The following is a 13,732-nucleotide window of genomic DNA, read 5'->3' on the forward strand; positions in this document are numbered from 1 at the left end:
AATATTAAAAGTATAGCCTGAAAATTAACCATAAAAAAAGCCACTTTAAAAAGTGGCTTCTTAAACTATCTGTTTCGCTTACTCAGATTCGCTTGTGGCAAGTTCTGCTTTACGATGAAAAGGTTTAGCATACATAGCTAGTACCAAAGGTTTTAGCTCCTCTGGCACTTTTGCTAGTCGCTCGTTAAATGCAGCTGCATCTTTTTCGTCAATCACAGCTTGCGTACAACCACCCGCTATATAGTTACCTGGGTGTAAGAAAAACGAATCAACAATTTGCTGATCAATAGTTTTTGCAAGCTCTTCAGGCGATTCGCAGCCTGATTCAATTGGCTCGCCGAACGCTAAATGTACATGCCCTTTAGCTGTACTAAAACCTTCAACAATACTAGCAATATCTTCACCCTGCTGTTTCACATACTGACCATGTTGCTGTTTGTGATAAAGCTCTTTCGCTTTAGCAATCGCGCATGGCTCGTATTGATAAGAGATAGACACTGGCACAATTTTTAATTCGCGTACGTATTCAGCAAACTCTTTTTTCTGCTTACGACCTTGTAACTGCAACATTTTAAGTAAGGCTGGATCTGTTTGATCAAATCCGTCTTTTGCCCGGCCTTCTTTTTGCGCTATCCAAATTGAGTGGCCTTCAGCGAGTGAGTCATAGATATAAGCAGACAGCTGCGACAGCGCTTTTAACATCTCTTTCGGAGCTTTCGCTGAGCGCTTTACAATAAAGCTTTTGTTTAAACGCATTAACTCAGTGATATAAGGAATTTGCAGTAAGTTATCACCAATTGCGATGCGAACTGTCGGCATGTTGTGCTTGAACAAGCCCCAATTCACAAGTGCAGGATCAAGCACGATATCGCGGTGATTAGAGATAAATAAGTAAGCTTGTTTTGGGTCTAGTTTATCGATGCCCGAAAACGTTACTTCTGAAGTCGTACGGGTGATTAGTTTATTTAAATAATCAGCCACTTCATGCTGAACTTGCTCAACCGATGCGGTGTTGCCCCACTTTTTACGCAGCTGGCTGCGCACTAATGGGCGAGTAATAAATGGGAAGTTCGATAAAAAGCGCGGTAGGTTATACTTAGCGATTACATCTACAAAGGCATTATCAGCAATCAAACGCGCTACTGAATCAGCTACTTCATCATCATTGTAAGGTCTTATGTCGGCGTATTTATCCACACTTTCACTCATTAAAAACTACTTAAGTTAAAAAACGGCACGCTGAGCGTGCCGTTAAAAATAATTGGCGGATTATAACTCAGGCAATTTTAAATGCGAACCGAGACGCGATAGTTAACCAAATTAAATGCCAATTAATGTAGAAAATATATATCTATAACAAATAATTAAGCAATGCTCTTACCAGTTTGCGACGACTTTTTTAATACCATTTTTAGCAGTAATCTAAGCATTAAAATTGCCAACACAATACCTGCCCCAAGGCTTAACCAATGAGGTAAAACTTCGTGCTCTTCGCCCATCATCGGCGCTACAACAAAACCGTATTGCGCCACTAAATAATCGGTTAAAAAGCCAAATGCTAGCGCCGTGCCAATCACTCCTATTAAGTAGGCAAATACCGCACGCTTGCCAAGCTCTTTACCAACCACACCAAGTGTTGCAATATTAGTTGCCGGCCCAGCTAACATAAACACTAGCACCGCCCCCGGAGACACACCACTGAGTAATAAGCCTGCAGCTATAGGTGTCGATGCTGTGGCACAAATATACATAGGAATACTGATTAAAATAACCACCAGCATTGCAAGGATGCCATTACCCCATTGGCTTAAATAAGATTCTGGTACATAAGTTTGAACTAGAGCAGCAAAAAATAAACCGATCATTAGCCAAATCATGGTGTCTTCAAGCAGCTTGTTACAACTAAAGCTCACTGCACGTTTCAGTTTGCTAAAACGACTTTCAACGGCTTTAGATGACTGCTCAGTGCTGCAACAGCTTTTCTGCGAAGGTGCTGCTTTTTCAGTTGCGTAACTGTGTTGCGGCTCCTGTGTTGGTTGCGATTTCTTGCTACTACAACAGCTTGTTGTTTTAACAGACTCAGACTCTTTAGGCGTTTGCTTACTGCAACAACTTTGTTCGGGCTTAGGAGGCGCTTCTTTACTGCAACAACTTGATGTGGTCACAGGCTCAGGCTGTTTACTGCTACAACAAGATGTTGATTCTGAGTCTTTTTCATCTGATGCTGTGTTTTGATGCTGATGAAGCTCGCTATCTTTACCTACTAATACTCCCGCCACAATGGCACTGCACACGGCGGCAATAGGACGTATTACCGCCATAAATGGGCCTAGTAATACATAAGATACCGAAACTGAATCGACCCCTGTTTCAGGAGTTGAAACTAAAAATGCTGTGGTGGCACTTTTTGACGCCCCCGCCCTTCTTAAACCAATGGCCGCAGGGATCACACCACATGAACACAATGGCATTGGAGCCCCAATAAAGGCTGCTTTAACTGTGGTCCATAACCCTTCTTTGCCTAAATGCCGGTTAAGAAAGTTAGCAGGCAAATACACATTGAGAAGACCAGCTATGAATAAGCCCAGCATTAACCAAGGCGCTGAAAGCAAAAACAGATGCCAAAAATTATTGAGTAAGTCCATCGATATCCTCCAGCGTTGTTAGTATTGAGCAGTTTTCAGCAGGCTCTTCTCCGCCACAACATTTATCTGCCAATAATGAAAGTGAGTCATAAAAGCGAGTAAGCTCTGCAATTCGCTGTGCAACGAGATCACGTTTTTGTATCGTCATCTCTTTAACTTCATGGCAAGAATGCTGATCTTTATGAAACTTAATTTGCAGTAGTTCTTTGATCTCAGCCAGACTAAAGCCAACATTCTTTGCTCTGAGAATAAACGCCATTTGTTTATAGTCATTCTCAGAATAAAAACGATATCCCACGTCTGAACGCGAACTAGGCGTTAACAAACCATGCTTTTCGTAGTACCGTAGCGTATCTGTTGAGACACCCAACTGACGGGCAAACTCACCTATTTTCATCACCGTCTCCATTGTGAAGCGTTTATTTATTATGCTCACTATAAACCTTGGAGTATACCCCAAGGTCAAGCAATAAATTAAAAAAGGAAAGCACATGAATATTACTGTCCTTGATGCAGCGACATTAGCCAACACGTCGTTAGATGCCTTAGCGCAATTAGGTAAATTAACCTGTTACGATTTAACCGCTAAAGAACAGGTTGTTGAGCGCTGCCAAGATGCCGATATCGTTATCAGTAATAAAGTGGTGATTGATCAGCACGCCATGAGCAAGCTAACTAATTTAAAATTAATATGTGTTGCAGCGACAGGGACTAACAACATTGATTTAGGTGCAGCCAAAGAATATAACATCGCAGTGACAAATGTCGCGGGCTATTCAACACCGAGTGTGGTGCAGCATACCTTTACTCTAATCACTAATTTACTGGGCAATACTCACAGATATATTAATGATTGCCAACAAGGCTTATGGCAGCAAAGCCCTATGTTTTGCCGTTTAGATTACAGCTTTAATGAAATTGCCGGCAAAACACTGGCTATTGTTGGCTATGGCTCACTGGGTAAAGCCGTTGCCGATGTAGCACGCGCCTTTGGTGCCAATGTCATCATTAGTGAACGAAAAGGCCAAACGCCTCGTGAAGGTCGTGTTAGTTTCAATGATGCCTTAACCACAGCCGATATCATTAGTGTTCACTGCCCGCTAACTGATGAAACACGCAACCAAATCGCTGCGGCAGAATTAAGCATGATGAAACCGTCAGCTATCATTATAAATACTGCTCGCGGTGGGATCATAAATGAAGCCGATTTAGCTGATGCATTAGCTAATAATATTATTGCCGGAGCCGGTGTTGATGTACTCAGTAAAGAACCCGCAGAGCACGAAAACCCGCTGGCACTATACAAAGGTGCAAACTTATTACTTACCCCACACATTGCATGGGCGAGCCAAGAATCTATTGTGCGCTTAGTTAACGAAATTGCGTTAAATATCCAGGCATTTAATCAAGGCGAAACACGTAACAGGTTGGTCTAAATCGCAATTTATTAGTCAATAGAGCTAAGTAGTTAGTGATTTATTACTTAGCCCATTGACTAAAAAAAACCTAAACAATTGATTTGGTTATCATTTATAAGTTTGGCAAGCAGTTTGCTATCTAAGGGTAACTATAAAACAATTTCTTCGGGATAAAATAACATGAAAAAAGCACTTCTAATTGCCGCGCTAACTGCTCCATTTTTAACTGGTTGTGTAATTGCTGTTTCTGACGGTGAAGCCGACACACATTGGGCTGGTAACTCTTCTAGCTGGCAAAAACAGCATAAAAATAACCGTGAAGTGATTTCTAATCTTGCATTAGATACGAGCTACCAAACTGTATTAAATAAACTAAATACACCTAACTTTACCGAGTTATTAAAGCAAGGTGATGATGTTTACCAAGTATTATTCTATGCAACGCATAGTATTCACTCTGATGGCAAGATGACTAAAGACGAGTGTACGCCACTCGTATTTAAAAATGATAAGTTAATTGGCGTGGGTGATACGATTTATAAATCTCTTAGCAATGGTTAATAAATAATTTGAAACGGATGAGTAGGCTTTGCCTACTCTGACTCATTAACTGCAATCATTCTCGATACTATCTGATCTCGTCCGGCGTCTTTAGCCTGATAAAGACCTAAATCAGCTTCTTCAAGCAAAGTTTGTTCTGCATAAACCTGACCATTTTCTGTGGTCGCAATACCAATACTAATTGTGACATGGTCGGCATTTAGCGACGCTTTATGTGGGATGTTTAAATCATTAACTGCATTGCGCAATTTATTTGCAAACGACATAGCTTCTTTAGCTGAAGTATTGGGCAACACCGCAGCAAACTCTTCACCACCATAACGAGCAACAAAGTCACTGCCTCGTTCACACGCCCCAACTAAGGCATGAGCAATTTGTTTTAAGCAATCATCACCCGCTCGGTGACCATAGCAATCGTTGTAACGCTTGAAGTGATCAACATCCATCAATAACACAGATAGCGGGGTTTGATCTCGACGGCAACGACGCCACTCTCGCGCTAAATTTTCATCTAAATAACGTCGGTTTGGGATCTCTGTTAAGCCATCAATTGAGGCGAGCATTTCGAGTAAGTCATTTTTTTGTTTGATCAACAGCTGATTGCGCACTCTAGCACGCACAATAGCAGCACTAAATGGTTTAGTGATGTAGTCCATCGCGCCTAATTCAAGGCCCTTCGCTTCATCATCGTGACTGGTATTAGCTGAAATGAATATTACAGGCAGCATACTGGTAGTCGCGCTTTCTTTTAACTTAGTAAGCACTTCGTAGCCGTCAATGCCGGGCATCACAATATCCAAGATCAACAAATCAACAGTCTGCGTTTTTAAAAACGTTAGTGCTTTTTCGCCACTCTCAACACAAAAAACATCATAGTCTTGCTGCAATGTTTTCTCTAATACCAAGCGGTTTAACGGATCGTCATCAACAATCAGTACCTTGGCTCTTTTCAACATCAGTAGATCCTTGTTCGATGATAAATGCAATGACCTGTTTTATTTGCCATTGCAACTCATCATTTAATTGTTCGGGCAGTTCGCCATCTGCTTTAAGCCTAGCTTCACATTGCTGAGCGCACGCTGACAATCGCTTAAAACCGAGATTTCCGGCTGACCCTTTTACATTATGAACCACACGGACCAACTCATCGGTAGTTTTTAATGTAGAGATTTGTAATAACTGCTCTGCTGCCATAGTCGCAAACTTCGACAACATAGTTAATACTAACTTAGTATTGTTTGCAAACTGAGACAGTATAAAAGCTTGATCAAAAAAGACTTCTTTTGTGTTATCAAGTTCACTCATTGCTAAAAACAACTTACTAGCAACAATCGGTTTAGTTAAATGCTTATTCATACCCGCCGCGATTGAATGCTCAATATCTTCGCTTTCACTGTGTGCAGTGAGTGCATAAATCGGCATTTGTTCTTTGGTGAATGACTGACGAATAATACGCGTTGCCTGACAACCATCCATTTCTGGCATCTGAATATCCATAAAAATGAGATCGGGCCTTAAGCTATTTGCCAGTTCAATGCCTTTTTCACCACTGTGTGCACACACAACGGTGACATCAATTTGCTCTAAAATACTTTTAATAATGCTTAAATTAAGCGGGTTATCATCCACAGCCAGCACTAACATGCCAGATAAATCAGTACTAGAAGGCAATGAAACCAGTTCTTTTTTCACAGGCTCCGAGGCTTTATCTAGCTGTAAGCAAAAGCAAAATTCACTGCCTTTACCTTTTTCGCTTTCCAGCTTAATTTCGCCTCCCATTAGCGCAACTTCGTACTTAACAATCGCTAAGCCTAAGCCAACCCCCTGATGAGAGCGCGTTAATGATTCATCACCTTGAGTAAATGCATCAAATAAGCGGCTTTGATCTGCCTTGCTAATACCAATGCCCGTGTCTTTAACAGTAAAACAAATGAGTTGCTGCTCAGCTGACTCTTCCACCAGCATTAAGTTTAATGTCACCGTGCCTTGCTCGGTAAATTTGGCAGCGTTTGTCAGTAAATTAGCCAGTACTTGCTGCAAACAAATTTGATCACCCACTAAGTTATCGCTAATGCTTTTATCGCATTCGACTTTAAACTCGATATCTTTATTTGCGCATAAAGGAGCTGTTATTCCCTGACAGTAGTCAATTAAATCAGGCACACTAAAAGGAGCTTTATTAAGTTGTACTTGCGAGCTTTCAGCGCGGGCAAAGTCGAGCATGCGATTCAATAAAGTAAGCAAGCTATTGGCTGCTGATTTTGCTTGTTCGGCATGATTACGCTGCGGCTGTGTTAAACCTTGTAAAGCGATGACATCAATTAAGCCTAGTACAGCATTGAGTGGTGTGCGTATTTCATGACTAAGGTTTGCAATGAAGCGGCTCTTAGCTAATGTTGCCCGCTCTGCGTCATCCTTTGCTTTTACTAAATCCGTCACATCCTGTACATGAACAACATAGTAATCAGGTGTTTGCTCAGCATTCCAAACTAATGACACACTAATTTGTAGCCAGCGTTGTAGCTCTTGCTGCTCAAGACTAAAGTGATACACTTTTTTCTTCTCATGCAACAGCTCTGTCAGAGTATTTTTTAACGTCTGATAAGACGTCTCAGCAAATAAGTCTATTAGTTTGAGGTCATTGGCGTTTTCAATTGCAAAGATTTTACGTGCCGCTTTATTTGCTTGCAGCACCTGATCGTCAAGCGATACCAACAGCACCCCATTAGCAGCATATTCCATAGCACTGCGTAATTTTGCTTCGGAGCTTTGTAATGCATTGAGCGCATTATGCTGCTCGGTAATATCACGACCAATCGCCATGGTGCCAAGAAACTGCTGATGTTCGTTGTAAAATGGCACAATGCTAAAAAGATAGCTGTTATCTTCTGTGGTCAATCTTTTTTGATAAGCTTGGCGGTCTTGGAGTACTTGCTTTTCAAGCTCGTTTAACTCACCGTTATCATCACTAATATCACATATTTGCTGCCCTACTAGCTTCTCTTGTGGCAAGCCAATATAGCGCTCATACGCCTTATTACAGCCTAAAAACGAACCATCAATATTTTTAAAATAAATGAGATCCGGTACGTTATTGAGCATGGTATTTAATAGCGCTAAGTGACGCTCTTTCGCATCAATACTACGGCGTAATTGTTTTGATTTTACCTGTACTTGCGAATCAAGCGCTTTATTTGCCTCTTGTAACGACTGAACGAGCTCTTCATTACGGCTAAACACCTTTTTCACACGGCTGAACCAAGGCTGCCAATCAACAGGAATACGATAATGAACTAACGCTTGTTTGCCTTCATCATGCTGCTCAAGATAATTCATCAAGTGCGTCATTGGTTTTACAAAAATGCGCTGACTCAACCAAAAAACAGCGCTGAACATCATCACTAAAAACACACTCAAAAATGCGAATTCTAAAAAAATGTCGTAGCCTACTGGTTCACTCAGAGCTTGCTTTGATTCATAGAAACGAGTGTAAATAGGTAAGTTGGTAGCTTCTTGTACTAAATGACTGTGATTACTCTTGCGCATATCTACCGCGATATTTGGCCAATGCTCGTTGGCACTTATGGCAGTATTAAGCGTTGCCTTTGAGCTGGCAATAACTTGGTTATCTTGGTTGATAAAAATATACTCACCATAGTTAGGCGCTATTTTTTTTAACCAGTTAGAAATTGCTTTAAGGTCATAAATCAACACGATGTAATCACGACTATTAGCGGCTCGCTGCTTGCCAATAGCAAAGTAAGCATGACCATTAATCGTCAACACAGAGCTCGAAGCAAGCTTGTTGCTATTGATTGATAAAGGTCGAAATTTGTTATCTAACACACTGGTCAGAAATTCACTTTTTGCTGTGTTACGGCGCTTAATATAAACAAAGCCTTGCTCATTAACATAAGCAACCGCTTCTAAAGATTGAATAAGCGACAGCGTGGTATTAAACGAGGGGCCGAGGGCAATAACTCGTCGCCATTGATTAATTGCGTAAGCGGTTGAGGCAAACTTTCCTTGCCCGACTATCTCCCCCACTCCATCGCCCACACTTTGGTAGTAATAGTGATCATATTGATTCACATTGCGTGCCCAACTAGGATCAAAATCATAAGAAAGTGGCTGCTCATATAGCTTGAACATGGTGTCTATAAGGCCATCTGCGGCACGCATAGCATGGCTAAGCTGAGCTGAAATATTATTAAAACCGTTTTGCCTGCTTTCTATCGCCCGTTCAAGTTTTAAATTATATAGATGTAAACACAAAAAAAACGCCACCAGCAGTGGCACAATAAGTGCCACAGCTAAAGAGCGATAGTAATGCTTTAACGGTAAAAAATTCACTGGCTTATAAGTACCTTACCTCGATAACAGCTAGGTTAACGAGGCATAGCAGTACTGGCAAGTTATAAATTTTCTTCAGCAAAGCTGGCTAAGCGACTACGTACCACACCGTTTAAATTAACGGTAGCACTGCCCTGAAAATCTTTAAAACGTTCAACAATATAGGTTAAGCCTGAGGTAACTGGCGTGAGATAATTACTATCAATTTGCGCCAAGTTACCTGAGCAAATGAGTTTAGTGCCTTCACCGCAACGAGTAATAATGGTTTTCAGCTGTGAAGCGGTTAAGTTTTGACTTTCATCCAAAATAACAACCGCGTTTTGAATACTACGGCCACGCATAAAGTTTACCGATTTAAACTGTACATTGGCTTTTTCCATAATGTAATTACGACTCGAAATTGGATTTTCATCCCCTTTATGCAGCACTTCTAAGGTATCGGTAATAGCAGCTAACCACGGCGCCATTTTCTCTTCTTCAGTGCCAGGTAAAAAGCCTATCGACTCTGCAATCTCTGGGGTGTTACGAGTGACAATCACTTTATCGTAAATGCCTTTTTCAATAATCATTTCGAGGGCACTAGCAAGAGCAAGTAAGGTTTTACCACAGCCAGCGGGACCAGTTAAAATCACCAATTCAATACTTGGGTCAAGTAGCGCATCTAGTGCCATCCCTTGATAAACATTTTTTGGCTTAACGCCCCAAGCGGTATGGCTCATCAAGCGCTCGACACTGATATCCTTTAAAGTAATTTGTTTATCATCGTAGCCTGTTACTCGAGCCGCAAAGTGGTCGCTTTCATCTAAAATATATTCATTACAGAACACATCGCTAATCGTGCTTTTTGCAACATGATGATAGGTATCTCGGCCTTGCTGCTCTGTTTCGCATTCTCCAACCTGTTGCCAAAAATCACCTTCAATTTTTTTATAGCCGCTAGTAAGCAACGCTATGTCGTCAATTAATTGGTCTGTTCTGTAGTCTTCAACAAATTTAAGGCCTGCCCCTTTCGCTTTGAGGCGCATATTGATGTCTTTAGTGACAAGCACCACCTTGCTATCGCTGTGTTGCTTCTGTAAATGAACAGCACAATTGATGATGCGGTGGTCGTTTTCGTTGCCTGGCAACCCCGAAATACTGTCTGCAAATAAATGGTCATTAACGATAATTAAGCGGCCACGAGATTCTGATTTAGCCTTTTTGTTACTAGGAAGCGCGACCCCCTGCAACATTTGCTCTGGCGAAGCGTCCTTTAACACTTCATCTAAACCACGAATAGCAACACGGGCGTCACGGCTAACATCACGTTTCCTATCTTTAATGTGGTCGAGCTCTTCTAATACTGTCATGGGGATAACAACATCATGTTCTTGGAAAGATAAATAAGCGAGGGGTTCGTGGAGTAATACATTGGTATCGAGCACATACATTTTACTATCAAGGTTCGAAGCTTTTTCCATAGCACTTTCCTTACGTTTTATGATTTTTATGCTATACCCAATAAACTAAACAAGCGGCGGATGAAGCTATGGTTTATTCGTCAGGTATATACTCAGTTTAGTCTATTTACGACAAAAGTCCTTTTTATGACAAACAAATATACAATTATTTAACTGGTTAAAATACATACAATTTTTACCATTAATAATGGCTTAAAAAGGTTGACTAAATTTAATTGTGTGCGGCGAGTTTACTGCCTTGAAGTAGCATGGCGTTACAGGTAACATAGCCGCCTTTTTTCTTCATAGACGAGACATACATGAATTTTTCCTTAGGTCAGCGTTGGATCAGTGATACTGAGTCAGATTTAGGATTAGGCACCGTTGTTGCCCTTGAAGGCCGTCAGGTCAGCATTTTATTTCCAGCCAGTGGAGAAAACAGAGTTTATTCTTTAACAGAAGCACCTGTTACTCGTGTCGCATTTAATCCAGGTGATATTATTCGCAGCGTTGAAGAGTGGGAATTAGAAGTCGAGTCTGTTGAAGAGCAAGGCGAGTTACTATGCTATCACGGCATTCGCGTTGATAATGGTGAAAAAGCGCAGTTAAAAGAAACCTTTTTAGATCACTTTATCAAATTCAATAAACCACAAGACCGTTTATTTGCAGGTCAAGTGGACCGTTTTGATCGCTATACGCTGCGCTACCAAACTTGGCAGCACCAGTTTGAGCGCCAACAATCGCCTTTAAAAGGTTTAATTGGTCAGCGTGCAAACCTTATTCCGCATCAGCTTTATATTGCACAAGAAGTGGGTAAACGTTTTGCACCACGCGTATTACTTTCTGATGAAGTGGGTTTAGGTAAAACCATTGAAGCAGGTATGATTTTACATCAACAAATCATCAGTGGCCGTGCTAGCCGCGTATTGATTGTTGTGCCTGAAAACTTACAGCATCAGTGGTTAGTAGAAATGCTACGCCGCTTTAACTTACGTTTTTCAATCTTTGATGAAGAACGTTGTGATGAAGCATTCGCAGACTCTCCAAACGTATTCGAAACAGAACAGTTAGTACTTACTAGCCTTGAGTTCTTAAGCAAGAAAAAACGCTGGTTTGAGCAAGCAACTCTGGCTGATTGGGATTTATTGGTTGTTGATGAAGCGCACCATTTAAGTATCAATAATGGTAAGCCAAGCACTGAATACCAACGCATGGCAGAGTTAAGCCAAGACATTCCGGGCCTTATCTTATTAACTGCAACGCCAGATCAACTTGGTCACCGCAGTCACTTTGCCCGCTTGCAATTACTCGACCCAGATCGTTTCTACGACTACGATGCGTTTGTTGAAGAAGAAAGCAATTACAAAGAGGTTGCTGAAGCTGCTAATCAATTACTGGGGGAACAAGGCCTTGATGATGCATCTCGTGCAACATTAAAAGAGCTATTGAAAGAAACCGACATCACTGACATTTTAGCGAAAGCGGAGCAAGGTGATGAAGCGGCGCGCAACGAAATTTTATCAATGCTGCTGGACCGCCATGGTACGGGTCGTATTTTATTTAGAAATAGCCGCAGCGGTATTGATGGTTACCCAAGCCGTAAGCTTCATGCATACCCTATGGCAATGCCTAAACAATACAAAACAGCGATGTCGGTACTGGGTAACATGGGCGGCATTCAAAATGCTGAATTAACGGCACTTCGCGCTCTATTCCCTGAAAAGATCTTCCAAGAGTTTGAAGGTGAAAATGCCAGCTGGGGCGCATTTGACCCACGTGTTGATTGGTTAATCGAAACCTTAAAAAACCTTAAACACGAAAAAGTACTGCTTATCTGTGCTAAAGCCGAAACCGCACTTAGCCTAGAACAGATTTTACGTGAGCGTGAAGCAATTAAAGCCTCTGTTTTCCATGAAGGCATGTCGATTGTTGAACGTGACCGTGCAGCAGCTTACTTTGCCGACGAGTACGACAGCGCGCAAATTCTACTTTGTTCTGAAATTGGTTCTGAAGGTCGTAACTTCCAATTCTCGCATCACTTAGTATTGTTTGATTTACCACTTAATCCAGACTTACTTGAGCAACGCATTGGTCGTCTTGACCGTATTGGTCAAACTCAAGATGTAAACATTCATGTGCCGTATTTTGAAAACACCGCACAAGAAGTGTTACTTCGTTGGTACAACGAAGGCTTAGATGCGTTTGAAACAACCTCGACAACAGGGCAAATGCTGTATAAAGAGTATGGCGAAGAATTGCTTGAGTTTATTGGTGCACACAATTGCGACGAAGAAGAGCTAGACCCACTACTAGAACAAGTGGCAGGTCAAAATGCTAAGCTTCGTAAGCAAATGGAAAGTGGTCGTGACCGCTTACTAGAGCTGCACTCAAGTGGCCAAGGTCGAGCAGAAAGCCTTGTAGCTGATATCGAAGAGTTAGACGATCAATTCACGCTGCCAAGCTATATGATCAATGTGTTCGACACCTTTGGGGTAAGCCAAGAAGATAAAGGTGAAAATACCATTATCTTGAAACCAACTGAGCACATGCTAAATCCATCTTTCCCATGCTTAAAAGATGATGGCATCACAGTAACGTTTGATCGCAGCACCTCGCTTTCGCAAGAAGACGCCCATTTCATCAGCTGGGACCACCCTATGGTGCAAGGCAGCTTAGACATGATTTGTGATGATGACTTTGGTACTGCCTCTGTGGCGTTACTGAAAAACAAAAAGCTACCTGCTGGTACCTTCTTTGTTGAGCTTATTTTCATTGCTGAAGCGATGGCGCCTAAAGCACTTCAGGTTGGCCGCTTCTTGCCACCAACGCCTATTCGTATCTTGTTAGATAAGGGCAGTAACAATCTGGCTGATAATGTTGCTTTTGATGCTTTCAATCAGCAGTTGTCTGCGGTTGGTCGCCAAACGGCAAGTAAATTAGCAAGCGCGCTACAAAGTGCCATTCACCCAATGATCACCAGCGCACAAGGCATGGCACAAACCAAGCTAGAAGCACTGCGTGCTGAATCACTAGAGAAAATGCAAACTGCCCTTGGTGAAGAGCAAGCTCGTTTAACGGCACTTAAGCAGATCAACCCGAATATTCGTGATGAAGAGCTTAGCTTCTTTGATAAACAGCGTAGCGAACTCACGACTTACATCGAAAAAGCCCAAATTAAACTGGATGCAATTCGTTTAATTGTCGTTTCACACTAACGTTGAAGCGCTAAACTCAAACTACAAACGCGATGTGCTTTCACATCGCGTTTTTTATTACCCTCACATTGACCTTACCGAAACAAGGTGTACACTGTACA

General features: G+C 41.6%; 9 protein-coding genes. 3 read left to right on the plus strand and 6 right to left on the minus strand.

Features of this window, described 5'->3' with window-relative positions:
- Positions 1 to 78: 78 nt before the first annotated feature.
- The 3 genes from MTF66_RS27620 to zntR form a co-directional block, all read right to left on the minus strand.
- Positions 79 to 1,209, minus strand: coding sequence for a 1-acyl-sn-glycerol-3-phosphate acyltransferase (locus tag MTF66_RS27620; protein ID WP_054562756.1), 1,131 nt, complete (start codon positions 1,207 to 1,209; stop codon positions 79 to 81).
- A 155-nt stretch (positions 1,210 to 1,364) separates the two neighbouring features.
- The gene (locus tag MTF66_RS27625; RefSeq protein ID WP_248529270.1) at positions 1,365 to 2,645 is read right to left on the minus strand and encodes an SO_0444 family Cu/Zn efflux transporter; all 1,281 of its coding nucleotides are present in this window, start codon (positions 2,643 to 2,645) and stop codon (positions 1,365 to 1,367) included.
- Positions 2,629 to 3,042, minus strand: a complete 414-nt coding sequence (gene zntR / locus MTF66_RS27630; protein ID WP_082401639.1) for a Zn(2+)-responsive transcriptional regulator — start codon at positions 3,040 to 3,042, stop codon at positions 2,629 to 2,631. Before zntR ends, MTF66_RS27625 begins: the two co-directional genes overlap by 17 nt.
- A gap of 94 nt (positions 3,043 to 3,136) precedes the next feature.
- Here zntR and MTF66_RS27635 point away from each other — a divergent pair, with 94 nt between their 5' ends.
- The gene (locus tag MTF66_RS27635) at positions 3,137 to 4,081 is read left to right on the plus strand and encodes a D-2-hydroxyacid dehydrogenase (RefSeq protein WP_248529271.1); all 945 of its coding nucleotides are present in this window, start codon (positions 3,137 to 3,139) and stop codon (positions 4,079 to 4,081) included.
- A 162-nt stretch (positions 4,082 to 4,243) separates the two neighbouring features.
- The gene (locus tag MTF66_RS27640; RefSeq protein WP_054562759.1) at positions 4,244 to 4,624 is read left to right on the plus strand and encodes a DUF3192 domain-containing protein; all 381 of its coding nucleotides are present in this window, start codon (positions 4,244 to 4,246) and stop codon (positions 4,622 to 4,624) included.
- A gap of 32 nt (positions 4,625 to 4,656) precedes the next feature.
- On the opposite strand, the gene MTF66_RS27645 is transcribed toward MTF66_RS27640, so the two are convergent.
- The 3 genes from MTF66_RS27645 to MTF66_RS27655 form a co-directional block, all read right to left on the minus strand.
- On the minus strand, positions 4,657 to 5,580 hold the full coding sequence (locus MTF66_RS27645; RefSeq protein WP_248529272.1) for a diguanylate cyclase: 924 nt from the start codon (positions 5,578 to 5,580) through the stop codon (positions 4,657 to 4,659).
- Positions 5,549 to 8,977, minus strand: a complete 3,429-nt coding sequence (locus tag MTF66_RS27650) for a response regulator (RefSeq protein ID WP_248529273.1) — start codon at positions 8,975 to 8,977, stop codon at positions 5,549 to 5,551. Before MTF66_RS27650 ends, MTF66_RS27645 begins: the two co-directional genes overlap by 32 nt.
- A gap of 62 nt (positions 8,978 to 9,039) precedes the next feature.
- Entirely contained in the window at positions 9,040 to 10,437 is a 1,398-nt protein-coding gene (locus MTF66_RS27655) for a PhoH family protein (RefSeq protein WP_248529274.1), read from the minus strand.
- Between the two features lie 299 nt (positions 10,438 to 10,736).
- On the opposite strand from MTF66_RS27655, the gene rapA reads away from it, so the two are divergent.
- Positions 10,737 to 13,631: an RNA polymerase-associated protein RapA gene (gene rapA / locus MTF66_RS27660; RefSeq protein WP_248529275.1), complete on the plus strand. Its 2,895-nt coding sequence runs from the start codon at positions 10,737 to 10,739 to the stop codon at positions 13,629 to 13,631.
- Positions 13,632 to 13,732: the final 101 nt, after the last annotated feature.

The organism is Pseudoalteromonas sp. 2CM39R (genome assembly GCF_023161845.1).

What these genes read in the sequence shown, in the direction of transcription:
- rapA (WP_248529275.1), top strand. Translation starts at nt 10,737, where the DNA reads ATGAATTTTTCCTTAGGTCAGCGTTGGATCAGTGATACTGAGTCAGAT.
- MTF66_RS27645 (WP_248529272.1), bottom strand. Translation starts at nt 5,580, where the DNA reads ATGTTGAAAAGAGCCAAGGTACTGATTGTTGATGACGATCCGTTAAAC.
- MTF66_RS27625 (WP_248529270.1), bottom strand. Translation starts at nt 2,645, where the DNA reads ATGGACTTACTCAATAATTTTTGGCATCTGTTTTTGCTTTCAGCGCCT.
- zntR (WP_082401639.1), bottom strand. Translation starts at nt 3,042, where the DNA reads ATGAAAATAGGTGAGTTTGCCCGTCAGTTGGGTGTCTCAACAGATACG.
- MTF66_RS27620 (WP_054562756.1), bottom strand. Translation starts at nt 1,209, where the DNA reads ATGAGTGAAAGTGTGGATAAATACGCCGACATAAGACCTTACAATGAT.
- MTF66_RS27635 (WP_248529271.1), top strand. Translation starts at nt 3,137, where the DNA reads ATGAATATTACTGTCCTTGATGCAGCGACATTAGCCAACACGTCGTTA.
- MTF66_RS27655 (WP_248529274.1), bottom strand. Translation starts at nt 10,437, where the DNA reads ATGGAAAAAGCTTCGAACCTTGATAGTAAAATGTATGTGCTCGATACC.
- MTF66_RS27640 (WP_054562759.1), top strand. Translation starts at nt 4,244, where the DNA reads ATGAAAAAAGCACTTCTAATTGCCGCGCTAACTGCTCCATTTTTAACT.